At 34.7% G+C, this 22,418-nt stretch carries 20 protein-coding genes; 11 read left to right on the top strand and 9 right to left on the bottom strand.

Annotation, left to right across the window (positions count from 1 at the left end; all coding sequences use genetic code 11):
• Positions 1–6 precede the first annotated feature (6 nt).
• The 7 genes from ISP73_04265 to purT all read left to right on the top strand — a co-directional run bounded on the left by ISP73_04265 (position 7) and on the right by purT (position 8,383).
• The gene (locus tag ISP73_04265) at positions 7–999 is read left to right on the top strand and encodes a DNA-directed RNA polymerase subunit alpha (GenBank protein ID MBL6657801.1); all 993 of its coding nucleotides are present in this window, start codon (positions 7–9) and stop codon (positions 997–999) included.
• A gap of 4 nt (positions 1,000–1,003) precedes the next feature.
• A complete protein-coding gene (gene rplQ, locus ISP73_04260; GenBank protein MBL6657800.1) occupies positions 1,004–1,609 on the top strand; it encodes a 50S ribosomal protein L17 in 606 nt (201 codons plus the stop codon).
• A gap of 80 nt (positions 1,610–1,689) precedes the next feature.
• Positions 1,690–2,799, top strand: coding sequence for a glutamine-hydrolyzing carbamoyl-phosphate synthase small subunit (gene carA, locus ISP73_04255; protein ID MBL6657799.1), 1,110 nt, complete (start codon positions 1,690–1,692; stop codon positions 2,797–2,799).
• The gene (eno, locus tag ISP73_04250; GenBank protein ID MBL6657798.1) at positions 2,799–4,088 is read left to right on the top strand and encodes a phosphopyruvate hydratase; all 1,290 of its coding nucleotides are present in this window, start codon (positions 2,799–2,801) and stop codon (positions 4,086–4,088) included. The genes carA and eno overlap by 1 nt, the downstream gene beginning before the upstream one ends.
• A 5-nt stretch (positions 4,089–4,093) precedes the next feature.
• Positions 4,094–5,380 (top strand): citrate synthase, encoded by a 1,287-nt coding sequence (locus ISP73_04245; protein MBL6657797.1) that lies wholly within the window; start codon positions 4,094–4,096, stop codon positions 5,378–5,380.
• 67 nt (positions 5,381–5,447) lie between these two features.
• Positions 5,448–7,223: a UbiD family decarboxylase gene (locus tag ISP73_04240; protein MBL6657796.1), complete on the top strand. Its 1,776-nt coding sequence runs from the start codon at positions 5,448–5,450 to the stop codon at positions 7,221–7,223.
• Positions 7,220–8,383 (top strand): formate-dependent phosphoribosylglycinamide formyltransferase, encoded by a 1,164-nt coding sequence (purT, locus tag ISP73_04235; protein ID MBL6657795.1) that lies wholly within the window; start codon positions 7,220–7,222, stop codon positions 8,381–8,383. Before ISP73_04240 ends, purT begins: the two co-directional genes overlap by 4 nt.
• A gap of 485 nt (positions 8,384–8,868) precedes the next feature.
• Here purT and ISP73_04230 read toward each other — a convergent pair whose 3' ends face one another.
• The 6 genes from ISP73_04230 to ung all read right to left on the bottom strand — a co-directional run bounded on the left by ISP73_04230 (position 8,869) and on the right by ung (position 13,871).
• Positions 8,869–9,258: a hypothetical protein gene (locus ISP73_04230; protein ID MBL6657794.1), complete on the bottom strand. Its 390-nt coding sequence runs from the start codon at positions 9,256–9,258 to the stop codon at positions 8,869–8,871.
• 133 nt (positions 9,259–9,391) lie between these two features.
• Positions 9,392–10,627 (bottom strand): DEAD/DEAH box helicase, encoded by a 1,236-nt coding sequence (locus tag ISP73_04225; GenBank protein MBL6657793.1) that lies wholly within the window; start codon positions 10,625–10,627, stop codon positions 9,392–9,394.
• Complete coding sequence (rlmB, locus tag ISP73_04220; protein ID MBL6657792.1) at positions 10,624–11,370, bottom strand: 23S rRNA (guanosine(2251)-2'-O)-methyltransferase RlmB; 747 nt, start codon at positions 11,368–11,370, stop codon at positions 10,624–10,626. Before rlmB ends, ISP73_04225 begins: the two co-directional genes overlap by 4 nt.
• Positions 11,357–12,595 carry a DNA recombination protein RmuC gene (gene rmuC / locus ISP73_04215; protein MBL6657791.1) on the bottom strand — a complete coding sequence of 413 codons (1,239 nt, stop codon included), beginning with the start codon at positions 12,593–12,595 and terminating at the stop codon, positions 11,357–11,359. Before rmuC ends, rlmB begins: the two co-directional genes overlap by 14 nt.
• A 26-nt stretch (positions 12,596–12,621) precedes the next feature.
• Entirely contained in the window at positions 12,622–13,095 is a 474-nt protein-coding gene (locus tag ISP73_04210) for a L,D-transpeptidase (protein MBL6657790.1), read from the bottom strand.
• A 98-nt stretch (positions 13,096–13,193) separates the two neighbouring features.
• On the bottom strand, positions 13,194–13,871 hold the full coding sequence (gene ung, locus ISP73_04205) for a uracil-DNA glycosylase (GenBank protein ID MBL6657789.1): 678 nt from the start codon (positions 13,869–13,871) through the stop codon (positions 13,194–13,196).
• Positions 13,872–14,076: 205 nt separating this feature from the next.
• On the opposite strand from ung, the gene ytxJ reads away from it, so the two are divergent.
• From ytxJ to gap, 4 genes are all read left to right on the top strand, one after another.
• On the top strand, positions 14,077–14,400 hold the full coding sequence (ytxJ, locus tag ISP73_04200) for a bacillithiol system redox-active protein YtxJ (GenBank protein ID MBL6657788.1): 324 nt from the start codon (positions 14,077–14,079) through the stop codon (positions 14,398–14,400).
• On the top strand, positions 14,400–15,254 hold the full coding sequence (gene lipA, locus ISP73_04195) for a lipoyl synthase (protein ID MBL6657787.1): 855 nt from the start codon (positions 14,400–14,402) through the stop codon (positions 15,252–15,254). The genes ytxJ and lipA overlap by 1 nt, the downstream gene beginning before the upstream one ends.
• A 74-nt stretch (positions 15,255–15,328) precedes the next feature.
• Entirely contained in the window at positions 15,329–18,073 is a 2,745-nt protein-coding gene (locus ISP73_04190) for a T9SS type A sorting domain-containing protein (GenBank protein MBL6657786.1), read from the top strand.
• Between the two features lie 46 nt (positions 18,074–18,119).
• Complete coding sequence (gap, locus tag ISP73_04185; protein MBL6657785.1) at positions 18,120–19,118, top strand: type I glyceraldehyde-3-phosphate dehydrogenase; 999 nt, start codon at positions 18,120–18,122, stop codon at positions 19,116–19,118.
• Here gap and ISP73_04180 read toward each other — a convergent pair.
• Genes ISP73_04180 through gatB form a run of 3 tightly spaced genes read right to left on the bottom strand, consistent with a single transcriptional unit; the run spans position 19,105 to position 22,395 of the window.
• Positions 19,105–19,839: a UDP-2,3-diacylglucosamine diphosphatase gene (locus tag ISP73_04180; GenBank protein ID MBL6657784.1), complete on the bottom strand. Its 735-nt coding sequence runs from the start codon at positions 19,837–19,839 to the stop codon at positions 19,105–19,107. The two genes, gap and ISP73_04180, sit on opposite strands and share 14 nt — an antisense overlap.
• Positions 19,832–20,947, bottom strand: coding sequence for an AhpC/TSA family protein (locus ISP73_04175; GenBank protein ID MBL6657783.1), 1,116 nt, complete (start codon positions 20,945–20,947; stop codon positions 19,832–19,834). The genes ISP73_04180 and ISP73_04175 overlap by 8 nt, the downstream gene beginning before the upstream one ends.
• On the bottom strand, positions 20,944–22,395 hold the full coding sequence (gene gatB, locus ISP73_04170; protein MBL6657782.1) for an Asp-tRNA(Asn)/Glu-tRNA(Gln) amidotransferase subunit GatB: 1,452 nt from the start codon (positions 22,393–22,395) through the stop codon (positions 20,944–20,946). The genes ISP73_04175 and gatB overlap by 4 nt, the downstream gene beginning before the upstream one ends.
• Positions 22,396–22,418: the final 23 nt, after the last annotated feature.

Raw genomic sequence — 22,418 nt, 5'->3', positions numbered from 1 at the left:
ACTGATATGTCAATTTTAGATTTTCAAAGACCAGATAAAGTATATATGATTGAGTCAACAGACTCACATGGAAACTTTGAGTTTAGACCTCTCGAACCTGGGTACGGTCTAACTATAGGAAATGCCTTAAGAAGAGTATTATTATCTTCTTTGGAAGGTTTTGCTATAACTTCGGTAAAAATAGAAGGTGTTGAGCATGAGTTCTCATCTATATCGGGTGTTGTTGAGGATGTTACAGAAATGATTCTTAACCTAAAACAAATTCGTTTAAAGCAACAAATCGAAGATGAAAACTCTGAGAAAGTAACTGTTCGTTTTGACGGTAAAAATCAGTTTACTGCTGGTGATATAGGTAAAAACCTAGCATCATTTCAAGTTCTTAACCCAGAGCTAGTTATCTGTAACTTAGATAAGTCAGTTAATTTAGAAATGGAACTTACTATCGAAAAAGGTAGAGGATATGTTCCATCCGAAGAGAACAAAAAGGCGACAGCTCCATTAGGAACAATATTCATTGACTCTGTATTTACACCTATTAAAAACGTTAAATTCAGTGTTGAGAACTTTAGAGTTGAGCAAAAAACTGACTACGAAAAGTTGGTTTTTGAAATAGCTACTGACGGTTCAATCCACCCTAAAGACGCTTTAACTGAAGCTGCGAAGATTTTAATTCAGCACTTTATGTTATTTGCTGATGAAAACGTAACTTTTGAGCAAACTGAGTCAGAAAATACTCACGAGTTTGATGAAGATACACTTCATATGCGTCAATTGTTAAAAACAAAGCTAACTGATTTGGAATTATCTGTTAGAGCATTAAATTGCTTAAAAACAGCTGAAGTAGAAACTCTTGGAGAATTAGTTTCTTTCAACAAGTCAGATTTATTAAAGTTTAGAAATTTCGGTAAAAAGTCTCTAACTGAACTTGAAGAAATGGTGCTTGTTAAAGGACTTAACTTTGGTATGGATGTAGCTAAATATAATTTAGATAAGGAATAACATAATGAGACACGGAAAGAAATTTAATCATTTAGGTAGAAAAGCAGCTCACAGAAAAGCGATGCTTTCTAACATGGCATGTTCTTTAATTGAACACAAAAGAATCAAAACAACAGTTGCTAAGGCAAAAGCTCTTAGAAAATTCGTTGAGCCTTTAATCACTAAATCAAAAACAGATACTACTCATTCCAGAAGGATTGTCTTTAGTCATTTAAGACAAAAGGAAGTCGTTACAGAATTATTTGGAGATGTGGCTTCAAAAGTATCTACTAGAGATGGAGGGTATACACGTATCTTAAGAACTGGTAATCGATTAGGTGATAATGCTGAAATGTGTTTCATTGAGTTAGTTGATTTTAACTCAACCTACACAACGGACAAACCTAAGAAAAAGGCTAAGTCAACTAGACGTTCTGGTGGAGCTAAAAAAGCTACTGCTGAAACAGTTGCACCTACTGTTGAAGAGGCTACAGTTGTTGAAGAAACTACAGTAAAATCTAAGGTAGAAGAAGTGTTAGCTGAAGAAACTACAGAAGCTACAGAGGTTACTGCTGAAGAAACAGAATATAATAAAGACAACGCTAAAGAGGAAGAAGAAAAGAGTGAGTAAACTCATTTATTTTCTTAAATACTAATTTCAAAGGGGGTAGGCGTTAGCGTTTCATCCCCTTTTTTTTGATAATTATGAAGATGAAATATCGAAGTAAATCAGATGCTGTTCTTTTACTAGAGGATGGCACTGTGTTTTATGGGAAGTCTGCTGGAAAGGTAGGGACTGCTACCGGTGAGATTTGTTTTAATACTGGTATGACTGGATATCAAGAAATTTTTACTGACCCTTCTTATTATGGTCAAATAATGCTTACTACCAATGCTCACATTGGTAATTATGGTATTCATTCAGAAGAAATTGAATCTGAAAATATGAAAATTTCAGGTTTAATTTGTAAGAATTATAATGTCAATTTTTCTAGACCAGACGCTACTGAATCAATTCAAGACTACTTTGAGTCTGAAGAAATGGTAGGAATCTCAGACGTAGATACAAGATCATTAGTGCGTCATATTCGAGATAAAGGAGCAATGAATGGTATAATTTCATCTGAAACTACAGATTTAGAAGTTCTAAAAGAAAAATTAAGTTTTGTGCCATCAATGAAAGGCTTACAATTATGCGATAAAGTATCTACTAAAGAGCCTTACTTTTTTGGTGATGAGAATGCCAAATTTAAAGTTGCTGTACTAGACTTCGGTGTAAAGAAGAATATCTTAAGGTGTCTTTCAGAAAGAGGATGCTATTTAAAAGTATTCCCTTACAATACACCTTTTGAAGAATTAGAATCATGGAATCCCGATGGATACTTTTTATCAAACGGACCTGGTGACCCTGACACAATGCCAGAGGTGATTGAAAATGTAAAGAAGATAACTTCAACATTATTTCCTGTCTTTGGAATCTGCCTTGGTCATCAAGCCTTAGCTATTTCTGAAGGTATTTCAACTTATAAAATGCACAATGGACACAGAGGGATTAACCATCCTGTTCAAAATTTAACCACTGGAAAGTGTGAAGTTACATCTCAAAACCATGGATTTGGAATCAAAACTGAAGATGTTGAAAATCACCCAACAGTAAAAGCTACTCACATTAACTTAAACGATAATACAATTGAAGGGATTGCAGTAAGCGATAAAAATGCTTTTTCTGTTCAATACCATCCTGAATCATCACCTGGACCACATGATTCTAGGTATTTATTCGATAACTTTATTAACTCTATACAAGAACATAAAAAATAATGACTAAAATAGTTAGCATACACGCAAGACAAATATTAGACTCGAGAGGTAACCCTACAGTTGAGGCGGATGTAACCACTGAAAACGGTATTGTCGGAAGAGCAGCAGTTCCTTCAGGAGCTTCTACGGGAAAACATGAAGCCGTTGAATTAAGAGATGGAGATAAAGATGTTTACGTTGGTAAAGGCGTGTTAAAAGCAGTTAATAATGTTAATACTTTAATCTCAGATGAATTAAAGGGAATGTCTGTCAATAATCAAGCTTCTATTGATAAGGCTATGATTCAGCTTGATGGTACTGAAAATAAAAGCAAGTTAGGAGCGAATGCTATGTTGGCAGTCTCTATGGCTGTTGCAAAAGCTGCCGCTCTAGAAAATAATCAAATGCTATTTCAATACTTAGGAGGTAACGATTCTACTATCTTACCAATTCCGATGATGAACATTCTAAATGGAGGTTCACATGCTGATAATAGTATAGATTTTCAAGAATTTATGGTAATGCCTGTTGGAGCCGACTCATTTAGTGATGCTTTACGTATGGGTACCGAAGTTTTTCATAATTTGAAAGAGGTTTTAAAAAGTAAAGGTTTCTCGACAAATGTTGGTGATGAAGGTGGATTTGCACCAAATATTGGATCTAATGTAGAAGCTATTGAAATCGTATTACAGGCTATCGAAAAAGCAGGCTATAAGCCAGGTGACGATATGTATATTGCAATGGATGCTGCTGCTTCAGAATTTTATCATGCTGAAGAAAATGTATATCATTTTCACCAATCCACTGGAGATAAATTAACACCTTCAGAAATGGTTAGTTTCTGGAAAGACTGGTCAGAAAAGTATCCTATCCTTTCAATTGAAGATGGATTAGACGAGGATGATTGGGATGGTTGGAAACAACTCACCGATGCAATAGGCGATAAAGTTCAACTAGTAGGAGATGACTTGTTTGTTACTAATGTTAACAGACTATCTACAGGTATAGAAAAAGGCATAGCAAACTCTATTTTGGTAAAAGTAAATCAAATAGGAACTTTAACAGAAACAATTGACGCTGTTAAACTAGCACAAGATAATTCTTTCACCTCTGTAATGAGTCATCGTTCTGGAGAAACTGAAGATACTACCATTGCTGATTTAGCAGTAGCATTAAGTACAGGACAAATTAAAACTGGTTCTGCTTCACGTTCAGATAGAATGGCAAAATACAATCAACTCTTAAGAATTGAAGAGAAATTAGGAGACGAAGCGAAATATTTAGGTAAATCATTTAAGTTTTTAAAATAAGATATATGTCAAACAAAGCCGAATTGCACTACAAAGGGAATGTGTACCAAATCCCTGTTATTGAAGGTTCAAAGCAAGAAAAAGCTCTAGATGTAAGTAGACTAAGGGCAGAATCTGGTCTAATTACATTAGATAAAGGGTTTAAAAATACTGGTTCTACCGAAAGCTCTATTACATTTTTGAATGGAGAAGAAGGTATTTTAGAGTATAGAGGCTATTCAATAGAAGAATTGGCTGAAAAATCTAGTTTTGTCGAAGTTTCTTACTTGCTGATATATGGAGAATTACCTACCCAAAGTCAGTTAGATTCGTTTAAATCTGAAATTACGAACCATACTTTAGTTCATGAGGATGTAAAGTCAATTCTTGATGGTTTTCCATCAAAGTCTCATCCAATGGGTGTGCTCTCTTCACTAGTATCATCCTTAACAGCATTTTATCCTATGTCATTAGATCCAAATCGTTCTATTGAAAAGGTAAACGGAACTATTATTCGCTTGTTGGCGAAACTTCCAACATTAGCAGCTTGGAGTTATAAAAATAGAATGCGCCAGCCTGTAGTGTATCCTAAAAACAGTTTAGATTATTGTTCTAACTTTTTAAGAATGATGTTTGCTCTTCCAACCGAAGACTATGAAATCAACCCTGTCGTTGCAAATGCGTTAGATAAGTTATTGATTTTACATGCTGATCATGAGCAAAACTGTTCGACTTCAACTGTAAGAATAGTCGGCTCATCACATGCTAGTTTATACACTTCTGTTTCAGCAGGAATAGCTGCTTTATGGGGTCCGCTTCATGGTGGAGCTAATCAAGCTGTTATAGAAATGCTCGAATCTATTAGAAAAGATGGAGGCGATATTGAAAAGTATGTAGCTAGAGCTAAAGATAAATCAGACCCATTCAGATTGATGGGCTTTGGACACCGTGTATATAAAAACTTTGATCCAAGAGCAACTATTATTAAGAAAGCGGCTGATGACGTATTAAGAGAATTAGGAGTAGATGACCCTGTGTTAGATATTGCTAAAAAGCTCGAAGAAATAGCTTTAAATGATGAGTACTTTGTGGCAAGAGGATTATATCCTAATGTTGATTTTTACTCTGGAATTATATACCGTGCTCTAGGAATACCAACCGATATGTTTACTGTTATGTTTGCTATTGGAAGGCTTCCAGGATGGATTGCACAATGGAAAGAAATGCGTGAAAACAATGAACCTATAGGTCGACCAAGACAAGTCTATCAAGGGCATGTCGGAAGAGAATATGTGTCGATTGAAAAGCGTTAGAATAGATTAATTACAATTACTTTAAAAAAAGGGCTCTTTTAAGATGCCCTTTTTTTATTTTTGTACCATGGCTTACAAGTCTCTAAAAGATTGCATAACAGATTTAGAAAAAAATGGAATGCTCATTCGTATTAAGGATGAAGTAGATCCATATTTAGAGATGTCTGCAATTCATCAATTGGTATTTAAAAATCACAAAAAAGCCATTCTATTTGAAAATGTAAAAGGAAGTAGATACCCAGCTGTATCGAATCTATTTGCAACTCTAGAGCAGAGTCAATTTATTTTTAGGAAGACCTTGAGTTCTGTAAAAGACTTGGTGGGTTTAAAAGGCGACCCTATGTTAGCATTTAAAAAGCCATTAGCCTATGTGTCATCCATTTTCCAAGCTCCCTTAGCCCTGCCTTTAAAAAAATGGACCCATCAATTTGAAGAAATAAAAATAGACGATATTCCTCAGATTCAATGTTGGCCTATGGATGGTGGTCCTTTTGTAACGCTACCTCAAGTATATTCGGAAGATATCGATAAGCCTGGAATAATGAATTCTAATTTGGGAATGTATCGAATTCAATTAGGAGGTAATGATTACGTTCAGAATAAAGAAATAGGCTTACACTATCAAATTCATAGAGGTATTGGAGTGCATCAAACAAAGTCTAATGCCAAGGGTCAACCTTTAAAGGTTAGTATTTTTGTAGGTGGACCTCCATCACATTCATTAGCAGCCGTAATGCCATTGCCAGAAGGAATGAGTGAATTAACCTTTGCAGGTATTATGGGAGGGAGAAACTTTAGATATCATGTTGTTGATGGATATACCCTTTCTACAGATGCAGATTTTGTAATTTGTGGTGAAATAAATGCAGATGATGTAAAAGTTGAAGGACCCTTCGGAGATCACCTGGGCTACTACAGTTTGAAGCATTATTTCCCTGTATTAAAAGTGCATAAAGTATACGCCAAGAAAGACGCAGTTTGGCCCTTTACCATTGTAGGTCGACCACCACAAGAAGATAGTCAATTCGGTGCATTAATACATGACATTACAGATGGAATTATTCCAACAGAAATACCAGGCTTAAAAGCTGTTAATGCAGTTGATGAAGCGGGCGTTCATCCTTTGTTGCTGGCTGTTGGTAGTGAGCGTTATACCCCTTATCAAAAAACACGACGACCACAAGAGCTACTTACAATAGCTAATCATATTTTAGGAAAAGGTCAGTTAAGTTTAGCAAAGTATTTGTTTATAGTTGCCCAAGAAGATAATCCTGATTTGGACGTTCAAAATGAATATGATTTTTTCCAACATTTCTTTTCAAGAGTAGATTGGTCAAGAGATTTACATTTTCAGACAAAAACAACAATGGATACACTAGATTATAGCAGTACTGGTGAAATTAATGAAGGCTCAAAGGTGGTTTGTGCTGCTGTGGGAGAAGAAAAACGCAAGCTATTAACTTCGATATCCGATTATACTTTTCCAAATACTATTCGTCATGCAAAACTAGTGATACCCGGGGTTTTAATTATTGAAGGGGATAATATAGAAAGTGTGAAAGCGGCTTTAGAGCCTATGGACTTAGAAGGAATAGCCCTTATAACATTAGTTGACGATGCTAATTTTGTTGCTGAAGATATTAGCAATTGGTTATGGGTTACATTTACGCGTTCCAATCCAGCTGAAGATATTTTTGGTTTAAATGAAAAAGTGGAGCAAAAGCATTGGTCATGTCGACTTCCGATAATTGATGCACGTGTAAAGCCTCATCACGCCCCATCAATGCAAATGCCAGAAGAAGTTATACTATCTGCAAAAGAAAAATTACAAAAGTCACTATGAGAAAAAAGATTTTACTTTTAGGTTCAGGAGAATTAGGCAAAGAGTTAGTAATAGCTTTGCAAAGATTAGGACAGTATGTAATAGCAGTTGATAGCTATGAGAATGCACCAGCTATGCAAGTAGCACATGAATTTGAAATCATTGATATGCTTGATGGTAATGCTCTTGACGAATTAGTAAATAAACATCAACCAGATTTGATAGTTCCAGAAGTGGAGTCCATTCGTACTGAACGTTTCTTCGATTATGAAAAGCAAGGCTATAAGGTTATACCATCAGCTAAAGCGGCAAACTTTACAATGAATAGAAAAGCCATAAGAGACTTAGCGGCTAAGGAATTAGGTATAAGAACAGCGACATATCGCTATGCTAAAAATTACGATGAGTTGGTTGACGGAGTTGAGGTTTGTGGAATGCCTTGCGTTGTAAAACCTCTGATGTCGAGTTCAGGAAAAGGACAGTCCATAATAAAAACAGAAGAAGATATTCAAAAAGCATGGGATTATGCCATGGAAGGTTCTCGAGGAGATTTAGCAGAAGTTATTGTTGAAGAGTTTATTGATTTTGATTTTGAAATTACCCTTTTAACGCTTACACAAGATAATGGAAAAACATTGTTTTGCCCACCAATAGGTCACCGACAAGAAAGAGGAGATTACCAAGAAAGTTGGCAGCCTATGTCCATGAAAGAGGATGATTTAATAGAAGCTCAAACTATGTCTGATAAAGTAACTGCTGCTCTAAAAGGCTCTGGAATATGGGGAGTTGAGTTTTTTATTGCTAAGAATGGAATCTATTTTTCTGAGTTATCGCCACGTCCACATGATACTGGTATGGTTACTTTAGCTAATACACAGAACTTTTCAGAGTTTGAGCTTCATGCCAGAGCTATACTTGGAATTCCGGTAAATGAAATAAATCTTTTAAAAAATGGTGCTAGTGCCGTTGTATTAGCGAAAGAAAATAACCTTAATTTTCCAGTCTTTAAAGGCTTAGAAAAAGCAGCATTAATACCTAATTCTGATTTCAAAATTTTTGGTAAGCCATCTAGTAGTCCTTACAGAAGAATGGCAGTAGGGTTATCTTATGGAATAAATGAGCCTGTTGAACAATTGGTTAAAAGAGCTAAGCAAATAGCAGGTTTAATAAATATAGATTAAAGCCATTTTTTTTATAATTTAGTGATTTGAGTTATGATATATGACAACTTTAACTTTATTATTCCCACTAGCACCACTCTTTTTTGTTTTAATTGGACTAATTAAAAGAGATAGATTTTACTTCCTTTTAGGTTATACTGTTTTCGCGTTTTTAATAATAGTATCAGAATTCATTTTTTTTAAATCAGATAACAATTTAACCCATTTACTTGTATCTTCATTGTTCTGCGTTCAATTAGTGATTTCTTTCCCAAATAATTTGAAGTATGATGGGACATCTCTGTTTAGATTTCGTTCATATAAAAACTGTTTAATTTTAAGTTTAATTAATAGTGTTGGGATTTTTATTGTTCTAGATAATACTGAAATTAGCATTATGGGAGTAGCGTATCATTCTATATTCGCTGTACTTCCGTTTAGATTTTATTTTCTAACACTATCAAACAGGATATCTCTCTATGAGGCACCTATTAAATAAGAAGTTTTTAGTCTTTAGTTTTACCCAAACTATATCCAATCACACCACACATTATTGCTGTTGATACAGTCGTGATAAGTACGTCTGTAATAAAGTGATCAACGTTTAAGTCACTTGAAGAATACATGAAGAAATTCATGCTTATACTGTATAAAATTCCTAAATATATACCTGCTATAGTTCCGCTTTTAAATGTGCTGATATGAGCCCATTTGCTAAATATTAATGAGAAAATTAAGGAGTAAAAAAGACAACCAACAAATATAAAAGTTAGTGATTTTTCACTTCCAGTAGTCGGATAAATTTCTGTAAAAAGTGTTCCGTAAAATAGCCATCCTAAAAGATAGTAAACTAGAGTTCCAGCGATGGCTGATAATGTAAATGATTTAATGTGCATTTTTTCAAAGTTTTAAGTTAATAAATGAGTTATCTATAAAGAAAATAATCAGTACAGCTACATCAAAAAAATTAAGAGAAAGTGAGGGAAAGAATTTAAAGTTCCTATGGCTAATATATACAAAAAAATAAAGTTAAGATTTAGGCTTTCTTTTTTCATTGAAATGCTTTTTCTTTCCTTTAGAGTGTTTTTTAAATTTTTTTCGTCCACCACCTTTTCTATTGGTGTTGTAAATTGGAGCAGCTTCAAAGCCTGGTGGAAGAGGTTCTTTTTCTAGATTTCGCTCAATCAGATCTTCAATTTGCTTAAATTTCAAGCATTGCTCGCCATTAATGAATGTAATAGCCTCACCTTTACGGTCAGCCCTTGCAGTTCTTCCTATTCTGTGAACATAATCTTCAGCATCATTTGGTACTTCATAATTAATTACAATCTCAATACCTTTTATATCAATACCTCTTGACAGAATATCTGTAGCTACTAAAATTTTAATTTTCTTATTTTTAAAGTCGAGGAGTGCTTTTTCTCTTTCCTCTTGCTCTAAATCTGAATGAATATCCTTAGCGGGAAGACCAGCTTTATTTAAACTTCTGGTTAAATCTTTCACACTTTTCTTCGTTGAGCAAAACACTAAAACATGATTAAGTTCTTTATCTTTCAAAAGCTCTTTGGTTAGAGCAATTTTTTGATTGTCGTGAACCATATAAGCCTTTTGAGTAATTCCTTCAGCTGGTTTTGAAATACTAAGGCTTATGCTTTCAGGTTTTACCAATATCTCTCCAGCTAGTTTTCTTATTTTAGGTGGCATGGTAGCCGAAAACATAAGGTTTTGTCTGCTTTTAGGTAGCTTTTTAGCAATATCCATAATGTCATCATAAAAGCCCATGTCAAGCATTCTATCTGCTTCATCTAGTATGAAATGCTTTACGCCAGATGGATCAAAGTAATTAAATTTCATATGTGCCAATAAGCGTCCTGGGGTACAAACTAATATGTCTGAACCATTTTTAATAGCTTTTTTCTGAGCGTCAAAATCAGAGCCAGTTCCACCGCCATAAATTGGAAATGAAGAAGAATTTGTAAAATAACTAAACCCCTCAATTTGCCTATCAATCTGCATGGCCAATTCTCTAGTTGGAGATACAATGATGGTGTTGATTTTTGATGATTTTCCTTTGCAAAGTTTGTTTAGAATCGGTAATACGAAGGCGGCAGTTTTTCCTGTTCCCGTTTGTGCACAGGCAATCAAATCTTTGTTTTTTAATATAATGGGTATGGCTTTTTCTTGTATTGGTGTGGGTGTATTGAAGCCCATCATTTCTAAGCCTTCTTGAAGTTGAGGTTCAAATCCTAAATCGTCAAATTTCATAATTGTCGTTGTCTTACTGCTTCATAGAGTATTACTCCTGCTGAAACAGATACGTTTAATGACCCAATTGACCCCATCATTGGTATTTTAGTTTTGTGAGTACTGCGTTTTAAATATTCATCAGAAATACCATCTTCTTCTGAGCCCATAATTACAGCAGTAGGGAGTTTGTAATCAGGCTCATAAATCATCTCATCTGTTTTTTCGGTGCAGGCTACAATTTGAAGTCCACTATTTTTTAGAAAGTCAATAGAAGCTTTTAAATTAAATTCTCTGCAAATAGGAACACTACTCAATGCACCAGCAGAAGTTTTCATAGCATCTCCATTGATGGCGGCACTGCCTTTTTCCGGAACAATGATAGCATGAACACCAGAGCATTCTGCACTTCGTACTATGGCTCCAAAGTTTCGCACATCCGTTACTCTATCTAAAATTAAAATAAGAGGATTTTTACCCTCTTCAAATAGTTGTGGGATTATGTTTTCAGTTCTGTGAAAAGTTATGGGGGAGATAAAAGCAAAAACACCTTGGTGGTTTTTTCGAGTTAAACGGTTTAATTTTTCAACAGGAACGTGCTTGTAATTAACACGGTGTTTTTTGACAAGCTCCCATAATTCCGGAAAAATATCTCCTTTAAGTCCTTTTTGGATAAAAAGCGTATCAATTTCTTGACCAGCATGTATTGCTTCAATGATTGGACGAAGTCCAAAAATAGCATTCTCGTATCTAGTTATCTTCATCTTTAACAGCTCGGTCAATTATATTTTGTGGTAGACTCTTTTTTGTTTTTGCACCCAATTGTTTCAGGTTTTCAATTTTTTTGACGATGTTACCATTACCTTCAGTTAATTTGTTCATGGCCTCATCATAACTGTCTTTAGAAGTTTTCAAGCTATTTCCAACTTTAATTAAGTCTTTGATGAAGCCTTCAAATTTGTCATACAATAAGCCACCTTCTTTTGCAATTTCCAATGCGTTTCGTTTTTGGTCTTCTTGCTTCCAAATTGAGGCTACAGTACTTAGTGTAGCTAATAGGGTCGAAGATGAAACAAGTACTATGTTTTTTTCCAAGGCATTAATATACAAGTTGCTATCTTCGTTTAAGGCTAACATTAATGCGGGTTCGTTGGGGACAAACATTAATACATGATCAGGGGAATTTATACCATACAAATTTGGATAGTCTTTATCGCTGAGTTCAATATAATGTCTTTTTAAACTGTCCAAGTGTTTTTTCATGGCTAGTTTTTCTTCGTTTTCGTTTTCTGCATTATAGTATTCAACATAAGCAGTCAACGAAACTTTAGAGTCGATAATAAGGTGTTTATTGTCAGGAAGATTAACTATAAAATCTGGTTTTTTCAATTTCCCTTCTTCATCTTTATATCCGCCTTGAGTAGAGAAGTGAATGCCATTTTTTAAGCCTGACTTTTCAAGAAGAAGTTCAAGTCTATTTTCACCCCAGTCACCTTGAGTTTTGGAATTTCCCTTTAGTGCGTTGGTAAGGTTAAGAGCATCTTGACTGAGTTTGCTGTTTAACGATTCTAGACTATTAATTTTTTGCATTAAAATGGCATTACGTTCAACGCCCTTTTCATTGGTGTCTTCAACTTTCTTTTTGAACTTTTCTATTTGTTCACTCAAAGGGTTAAGAAGATTGCCCAATTGCTCTTTATTTTGTTTTTTGAATTTTTCAGAGTTGAGTTCTAAAATTTTATGGGCTAAATTTTCAAACTCCTTTGTCAGTCGTTTTTCTATTTCTTCTTTTGAATCTTGACTGTCTTGAAGTTGTTCGTTTAGAATTTTTATGCGTTCATCCTTAGCGCTTAACTCAGACTTTAACTCAATGACTTGCTGGATTAAGTCATCGGTCTTAGCGTCATCACTTTTTTTAGGCTGTGTTCTGTTTTGATACACCAACCATCCAAAACCAATAAATAATAAGATGATAATAAATAACTCCATAATTCGTGATGGCTAAGTTAAGGTTATTATTCTAAGATTAGAACTTTTGTGTTCAGCTTTACAACAGAAAATAATTCAATGATATCTTTATTTCTCATTCTAATGCATCCGTGGGATGCTGGAGTACCTATTTTTCCTTCTTCAGATGTGCCATGAATATAGATATAGCGTTGATATGAATCGATGTTTTTGCCTTTGTTGATTCCGAACTCCTCACCACTGAGCCACATTATACGACTTGTAATATCATCCGTCTTTGAAGTAGTTGTATCATTGTCTATGGTAGCAATCTGTCCATAAAATATTCTGCCAATCATTCTGCCGTTTATAGGGGTTTCAGCTCCATGTTTTTCCTTTATTGAATGTAAGCCCAAAGGTGTTTTATCGCTGTTTTTTTGATTTCCAACACCTTTTTTAGCCGATGAAATTGGGTATTCGCTAATAATACTGTTGTTTTTTATATAAAACAGTTTTTGCTTACTTATTGAAACGAATAATATTTCATCATATGTAGTTCCTTTTTTATCAATACAGTATTGGTTTACTTTCTCAACAAGATCATTATTTGCCGAGCAAAGAAACATCAATAACGAAAGAATTATATGAACCATTGGATTTGAGTTTTATTTTGTTGTTTAAGGATAGCATTTGTTTTGGAAAAATGATTGCAGCCAAAAAATCCCGAATGCGCTGAAAAAGGTGAGGGGTGAGCAGCTGTAAGGATATGATGCTTACTAGAATCAATAAGTTCAGCCTTATTTTGTGCGAAGCGACCCCAAAGAAGAAAAATCAACCCTTTTTTTTCGTTAGAAAGAGTTTTGATTACAAAATCCATGAACTCTTCCCAGCCTTTTTTTTGGTGTGAACCCGCTTGTTGTGCACGAACGGTAAGTGTAGCGTTCAACATTAAAACACCTTGTTTTGCCCAATGTTCAAGATTTCCAGAAAGTGGTATTTCATCACCAATATCATTATTTATTTCTTTAAAAATATTCTTCAAAGATGGGGGTGGTTTAATTCCATCTGAAACCGAAAAACACAGTCCATTTGCCTGATTAGGACCATGATATGGGTCTTGACCAATAATTACTACTTTCGTATTATCAAAAGGGCAGAGGTTGAAGGCTGAAAAGATTTTATTTCCAGGAGGATAAATAATGTATTTCGTCTTTTCCTCAACTAAGAAATGTTTGAGAAGCAAAAAGGATTCAGTCTGAAATGCAGGAAGCAATTTATTTTTCCAACTTGACTCTATCTTTACAGCATTGTTTTTCACATTTCAAAGTTAGTCAATTGGATATTTTTTCAAAATAAAATCGTTAAATTTGTACATTCTTAATTTTACAAAAAATAAAATGAAAAAAGGTATTTATCTTATGGTCTCTTCATTGATGATTTCGCTTTTGATTTCCTCTTGTGGTGTTACAGAACCTTGTCCTAATTATTCTCACTCTGACACTTACAATGAAACTCCAGCATAAATGAATTGGAATTCATTATCAGAAATTAGTCAACTTAGCACTATCAAGACTGACTCGACTTTACCCATACTTATTTTTAAACACAGTACTAGATGTTCAATAAGTAAAATGGTCTTGTCTCGTTTTGAAAGAGAACATGATAATACAGAAATGAAAATGTACTTTTTGGACTTATTAGCCCACAGAGAAATTTCAAATCAGATTTCTAAAGACTTTGATGTAAAGCATGAGTCACCTCAAGTGCTTTTAATCAAAAATGGGCAATGTATAGCTCACGCGAGTCACAATTCAATTAATCAACTTGACCTTTACGAACACCTATAATGTCCGAACAGCAATTCAAAAAAAAACCAAAATGGCTTAGAGTAAAGCTGCCAACTGGCAAGAACTATAAGCATGTTAGAAAGTTAGTCACAGACAATAAATTACATACTATCTGTGAAAGTGGTAACTGTCCCAACATGGGAGAGTGTTGGGGAGAAGGAACAGCTACCTTTATGATTTTAGGTAATATATGTACACGTTCTTGTGGTTTTTGTTCAGTTGCTACAGGGCGACCCCTTCCAGTTGATTGGGAAGAGCCTGAAAAAGTAGCCGATTCTGTAAAGTTAATGGAGGTTAAACACTGTGTTATAACTTCAGTGGATAGAGATGAGCTTCCTGATGGCGGCTCTCTTGTTTGGGTCGAAACGGTAAGGGCTGTACGTCGAAAGAGTCCAGGAACAACTATGGAAACTCTTATTCCTGATTTCAAAGGAATTGAAGAGCAAGTACAACGAATAATTGATGTTGCTCCAGAAATAGTTTCCCATAACATTGAAACTGTCAGAAGGTTAACTAAAGAGGTTAGAATTCAAGCCAAATACGATAGAAGTTTAGCCGTACTTAAACAATTAAAAGATGGTGGTATGCGAACCAAATCAGGTATAATGCTTGGTCTTGGTGAAACCGAAACTGAAATATTAGAAACTATGGATGATTTGCGTTCAGTTGGTGTTGATATAATGACTATTGGGCAATATTTACAGCCTACACCAAAGCATTTGCCTGTTAAAGAATTCATAACTCCAGAGCAATTTGAAAAATTGAGACTGATAGGGCTTAAAAAAGGCTTTCGTTTTGTTGAAAGTTCCCCTCTTGTGAGATCATCTTACAGAGCTGAAAAACATCTTGGATAAATTATTTTGTTGGCATAATAATGTGAACAAAATAATTCGTAAATTTATCCCTCTAAATTTAAAATTTATAAAGAATGAAAAATTTTATTACCACATTATTATCAGTCGCTTTTCTATCATTTTTTGTTGTAGACTCATTCAATACGTCTGAACAAACTTATGTGCCTGTTAATGAAAGAATTGCAGCTCCAAACAAGGGTGCTAAAGGAGCTTTAGAATATCTTCATCGTCTTAAAGCAAACAGTGATGGTGTTGTTCCAGTTGAATCTGTTATTAGTGCAAGAGAAGCAGTAAACAGTAGAAGAGCAGCCAGACAATCGTCTGCCAACACAACACTGTTGTGGACTGAAATGGGTCCTGATAATGCCGGTGGAAGAACACGAGCTATTTTAATTGATAAAGATAATTCTAACTTGATATATGCCGGTGGTGTTTCTGGAGGTTTATGGAAATCTACTAATGGAGGAAATAGCTGGAATATCATTGAAGGAACAGATAGATTGGAATTTTCTGGTGTGGTAAGTATTTGTCAAACTTCCAACGGTGATATATACTTTGGAACCGGTGAAGGAGCTACTTCAAACATGGGAGGAAATTCTAACGGGTCTTCAGCATTTATTGGTGGTGGAATTTACAAATCAACTGATGGTGGAAATTCTTTCACTCAATTGGCTTCTACTGCTCCTTCTAATTTCATTTCTACTGGTTTTGCTTTTTCATCTGTAACAGAACTAGCGGCGCACAGAACAGAGCCAAACACTTTATATGCAGCTACTAGAGGTGGATTAAAATTATCCAAAGATGGTGGTACCACATGGACTACAGAAGCTACTGGAGAATTTTTCGATGTTGAGGTAAACTCTGATAATTCTGTCTTAGCTTCGAAATTTAATACGATATTTTTCTCTGAAGATGGTACACCAGGTTCTTTTACTAGCTTACCTTCAGTTCCACTTACATTTGGTGGTGGGGCTAATGGAAGAATTGAAATTGCTATTGCTCCATCTGATGCAAATTACATTTATGCAATTTATTCTAACCAAGGTGGCTTAGGAAAATACAAAGGCATCTATCGTTCTACTGACAAAGGACAGTCTTGGGAATTAATTTTGCCAGGATGGAGCGGCAACACTCCTCCAGTTTATAACATTTTCAATGAACAAGCAAACTACGCTATGACTTTAGCAGTAGATCCATTGAATAAAAACAGAGTAATTATTGGGGGGCTAGATTTATGGGAATACGAATATGGAGTTGGTATAGAGCCTATTTCATATTGGGCAGTTTCTGATTATTCTAGCTTTTATGTGCATGCTGACCAACATGATATTGTCTTTGATCCAAACAATCCACAACGTTTCTATATTGGTAATGATGGTGGTGTATATAGAACTGATGATAATGGTGAAAATTTCTCTTCAGTTAATAGAGGGTACGGCGTTACTCAATTCTACACAGTAGATTATTCTAGTGATGGTAAAGTAATTGGTGGCACACAAGATAATGGAACACAGTTTGTGGATTTCAGCAATCCAGCATCTAATCTCGCATCCTTTGAAGTTTCTGGTGGTGATGGTGGGTATACTCAAATATCTTACATTAACCCTGATATCTTATTTTGTGAAAGTCAAAATGGTTCTGCAAGACGTTCTGCTGATGGTGGAGAAACTGTAGGTACTCTTGAGAATTTCTTAGGTGATACTATGGCTGGTCTACATGAAACTGCACAAAGTGAAGGTGCAGGTTTGTTTGCAACATTCATCAATCCTATGAATCTTTGGGAAGAGGTTGATCAGGATGGAAACCCTGTTGACACCAGTATGTTTTTTGCAGCTACTACAGAAATTTATACCAGTGCTTCTGACTACTGTGTATATATGACTAAACAAGCGTTAGATTTTAGTATTACTCCAACTTGGTTCCAAGTCACTCCAATATATTCATCTCCAATTGAACGTATTTCAGTAACTGCAGATGGAAATCATATGTTTTTTTCAATAGGTGGTTCTCTATATAGAACCGATAATTTAAATCTTAATTCTGATACTGTTTCTGATACATATCAATTTTTAGATGTAGGCTCAACTGCTGATAATGATGAAGGTGATAATCCAGATGCTGTTGTATCAACTACAAGTATTTCAAGTTCAGGTTTTCAGTACACTATTACTGATATTGCTATAAATCCTAATAATAAAGACCATATCGTAGTAACAGTAGGTGGTTATCAAAATATTACTCATGTATTTGAATCAACTAATGCTACTTCTGCAAATCCAACATTTACTTCAATTCAAGGTAATTTGCCTGATATGCCAGTTTACTCGGCTGTAATTGATGTACACAATTCAGATAATATCATTATTGGTACTGAGTTTGGTGTTTGGTCTACTTCTAATGGAAATAACTGGACGTTAGAGGACGATGGTATGCCTATTGTACCTTGTCACATGTTACGTCAGCAATATTTACCAGGTGAAAACAAAGGTGTTATTTATGTTGGTACACACGGTAGAGGTATCTTCAAGTCATCTAATACTTCATCAATCTTTGACTTCTCAGATAATGGAGATAATAAGCCTATGGAGTTATTATCAATTTACCCTAATCCAGCTGAATCTTTTGTAAATGTAGAGTTATCTTCAGACACAAAAGAATTTGATATAAGTATCATTGATTTGATCGGTAAAGAGGTATATTCTTCATCTAAAACAAACAATTCAAGAATTGATATTTCAACTTTAGAAGCAGGTAACTATGTTGTTATTGTTATCGCTGATGGAAATAAACAATTAGGAAAGTTTGTAAAAACTAAGTAATTAATAATTACATAAAAGCTCTGCTTATTGCAGAGCTTTTTTTTTAATGAAGACTAGAATTGCAATAAACGGTTTCGGTAGAATTGGTCGTGTTTTTTTACGCGCAGTACTAAATAATCCTAATATTGAAGTGGTAGCAATTAATGATTTGGCTAGTGCACATACAATGAGTCACTTGTTTAAATACGATTCTATACATGGTGTTTTTTATGGTGACGTTCAAAGTACTGATGATTCACTTATCATTAATAATCATTCAATTAATTATTTTTCATCTTCCAAAATTAAAGATATCTCTTGGCAGGAATATAATGTAGATATTGTTGTTGAATGTACCGGTCTTTTTAAAGATAGAAAAAGCGCTTCAGCTCATCTAAGATCAGGAGCAAAAAAAGTAATTATTTCTGCCCCTCCAAGTGATGATTCCATTAAAACAATAGTTGTAGGTATAAATGACCATTTAATCGATGATAAGGATATAATTTTATCCAACGCATCATGTACTACAAATAGTGCAGCTCCTTTGATTCAGTTAATTAATCAAAATTATGGCATTGAAAGTGCTTATATTACCACTATTCATTCATATACTACTGATCAACGCTTACATGACTCTCCACATCTAGATTTAAGGCGTGCTAGAGCAGGTGCTACATCAATAGTGCCAACGACTACTGGAGCAGCAAAAGCGTTAACTAAAATTTTTCCCGATTTATCGGATAGAATTGGAGGGTGTGGCATTAGAGTACCTGTGCCGGATGGCTCCTTAACAGATATTACGTGTATAGTTAATAATGAAACGTCTGTTGATGAAATTAATGATTTATTTAAAAAAGCTTCCTCTTCCTCATTAAATGGGATTCTCAGCTATATAGAAGACCCTATTGTATCAGTAGATGTATTAGGAAATACACATTCTTGTGTATTTGATTCTCAGCTGACCTCTGTTATTGGTAAAATGGTGAAAGTTGTTGGCTGGTACGATAACGAAACGGGCTATTCAAACCGATTATTAGACCTAATAGAAAAAGTTAGTAACGTTTAAGTTCTAGCTTATTTCCATCAAAGACAGCATAGCTATTATAGTTCACCCATTCTCCTAGGTTAAAATAGTATGAGCCATTTCCCAAGTCTATTTCAAGAGGTAAGTGTCTGTGCCCAAAAATGAAAAAATCTATTTTTTTTAATTTCAACGTTTCTTTACAAAATTGAGTGAGCCATTCATTTTCACCGTGGAATGTTTCATCTTTTTGACCGTTTGCTATTCTACTTTTTCGAGACCAGTATTCAGCAATGCTAATACCAAGGTTTGGATGTACTCTAGCAAATAGCCATTGACACAGCTTATTAGAAAATATCTTCTTTATAATTTTATATCCTTTGTCGTGTGGACCAAGTCCATCGCCATGTCCAATAAAAAAGGATTTATCATTAATAGTGATTTCCTGAGGCTCTTTATAGATTTTTAAATTGATTTCTTTTTCGAGATAATCAAATACCCACATATCGTGGTTTCCAGTAAAAAAATGAATGGGAATGCCAGAATCACTAATTTCAGCAAGTTTTCCTAATAGTCTAACATATCCTTTTGGCACGGCTTTTTTGTATTCAAACCAAAAATCAAAGACATCACCAACTAAGTAAATAGCTGAGGCATCTTTTTTGATTTCATCAAGCCATTTGACAAAACGCTTTTCTCGCTCTAAACTTTTTTCTTTGTTAGGAACGCCAAGATGTAAATCTGATGCAAAATATATCTTAGTCAAAAATTTCTATTAGTTTATTTCTTAATACTGTACCTCTCAGATTCCTGCTGATAATAACTCCGTTTTCATCAATTAAGAAGGTAGAGGGAATACTTTCGATTCCGTATTCCTTACAAACTGGTGATTCAAAACCTTGTAATTCGCTAAGTTGTGGCCATTTTAAACCATCTTGATTAATGGCTTTTAACCATTCATCTTTGGCCGACGCCGTGCGGCTAGTATCATCTAAAGATATGCCAATTATTTCTAATCCTTTTGGTTTGTATTCTTTATATAACTCTACGATAAGCGGATTTTCTTTTCGGCATGGCGCACACCATGAGGCCCAAAAATCTAGCATTACTACTGAGCCTCTTAGAGAAGATAAGCTAAAGGCTTTGCCGTTTACATCATTTATAGTAAAGTCTGGAGCAATAGCACCAACCGCTGTTTTTTCTAGTAAAAGAACATTTTCTTTGATGTTATTTACCCAAACATTGTTTGGATATTTTGTCTCCAGATTTGTGTAAATTTTCTTGTAGTACTCAATATTGTCTGCGATACTTCCAAGTTGTTGACCTGCAATAAGATTTATAAATAAGCCAGGGTGATTGTCTATAAAACTCTTTATGTTTTCTTTATGGTTTGAAAGTATTTGGTCGTATTGTAATCTAATACGTTCCATAACTATTTGTTCTTCTTCACTTCCAATAGATTTTTGAAATACGGATGAAAGCGAGTCAGTTTTTAGTTTTAATGAACGTATTATTGATAATAGCTTAGAATTACCTTCTACTTCTTCTGAGCCACTGGCTTCATAATCAACTAAAGCAGATGCTTCAGCTTTAAACTCAATAGTGTCGCCTTTGTCAAAAGCAATTAAAGCGTAATTATCTTCATTTAATGATATTCTATAAAAATCTATAGAATCTGTTGAGTAATTAAATGAGAAGGTATTGTTTTCAATTTTACAAGAGTCTATTTTGATAACATCAGTAGGTGTGATTTTCTCCAAGTAAATCCAGTTGTCATTTTCAGCATTTGTTAGTATGCCGTTAATAGTGCTCTTGTTAGACGAACACGCTACAAGAGTAATTGTTAGTATACTGAAAACAAGATATCTCATCATTTTTCTAATGCTTCTCTAACTAGTTTATTAGCAACTTTAGGGTCTGCTTTACCTCTAGATAGTTTCATAACTTCTCCCATAAACAAACCAATAAGTCCTTTTTTGCCAGCTTTATACTCTTGTACTTTTTCGGGGTATTTACCTATTGCTTCTTGCACGAAAGCTTGTAAAGCACCCGAATCACTCTCTTGAATCCAATTATTGTTTTTAGCAATATCTTCTGGATTTGAGTTATTATCTATCATAGCACCAAAAAGTTTTTGGGTAGCTACTGAGTTACTTACTTTGCCATCATCAATGAGTTGTATCAATTGGGCTAGGCGACTTGGAGTAATACTGAAATTAGTCATCTCAATTGCATTTTCATTGAGGTATGATTTTACGCTACCGATTATGAAATTAGCCGCTGCCTTATAGTTTTTTGTGTACTGGCACAATTCATTGAAGTATAGTGCAATTTCTTTTTCTTCAATGATGACATTGGTATCGTATTCAGAAAGACCATAGTCATTGGTAAACTTTATAAACAATTCCTTTGGTAAAGGGGGTAAGGTTGCTTTGACTTTTTCAATATAGTCTTGTTTAACTATTACGGGCTGCAAATCAGGTTCTGGGAAATACCTATAATCGTTGGCATCTTCTTTGCTTCTCATTAGAGATGTTGTGCCTGTGTTGGCATTAAAACTACGGGTTTGCTGTTCTATTATACCTCCGTTTTCTAAAATGTCTATCTGCCTGTCCATCTCATGTTCTATGGCTCTTTTTACATTTCTCAAAGAGTTCATGTTCTTGACTTCAGTTCTGTTACCAAAGGTTTTACTCCCTTTTAGCATTACTGAAATATTAGCATCGCATCTCAAACTACCTTCTTCTAAGTTTCCATCGCAAATATCTAGATAACGGACTAGTTTTCTAACTTCAGCTAAGTATTGATAAGCTTCGTCAGAACTTCTAATATCGGGTTCGGATACAATTTCAATAAGAGCGACACCCGCTCTGTTCAAATCGACCAATGAGTTGAAGGGATCCAAATCGTGAATACTTTTACCTGCATCTTCCTCCATATGTATTCGGGTGATATTGATGGCTTTCTTTTGACCTTCAGCATCTTTTACATATATGGTACCACCATTACATATTGGTGTAGTGTCTTGTGTGATTTGATAGCCTTTTGGTAAATCGGGGTAAAAATAATTTTTACGAGAGTATTCATTGCGTTCTCGTATAGTAGAGCCACAAGCTATTCCCATTTTAACGGCATATTCAATTACTTTTTTATTACTTTTTGGCAAAGTTCCAGGGTGTCCAAGCGTAATGGGACTTGTTTGGGTATTAGGAGCAGCGCCGTATTCTGTTGAATCGTTGCAATAGGCTTTCGTATTGGTAGAAAGTTGAGCATGAACTTCTAAACCTACCACTAGTTCGTATTTATCTCTAAGGCTACTCATTGAATAATTTTGTGTAAATATAA

It is taken from the genome of Flavobacteriales bacterium (genome assembly GCA_016779935.1).
Classification (GTDB): Bacteria; Bacteroidota; Bacteroidia; order Flavobacteriales; family UBA7312.
This window is presented reverse-complemented; position numbering and strand designations above follow the sequence as displayed.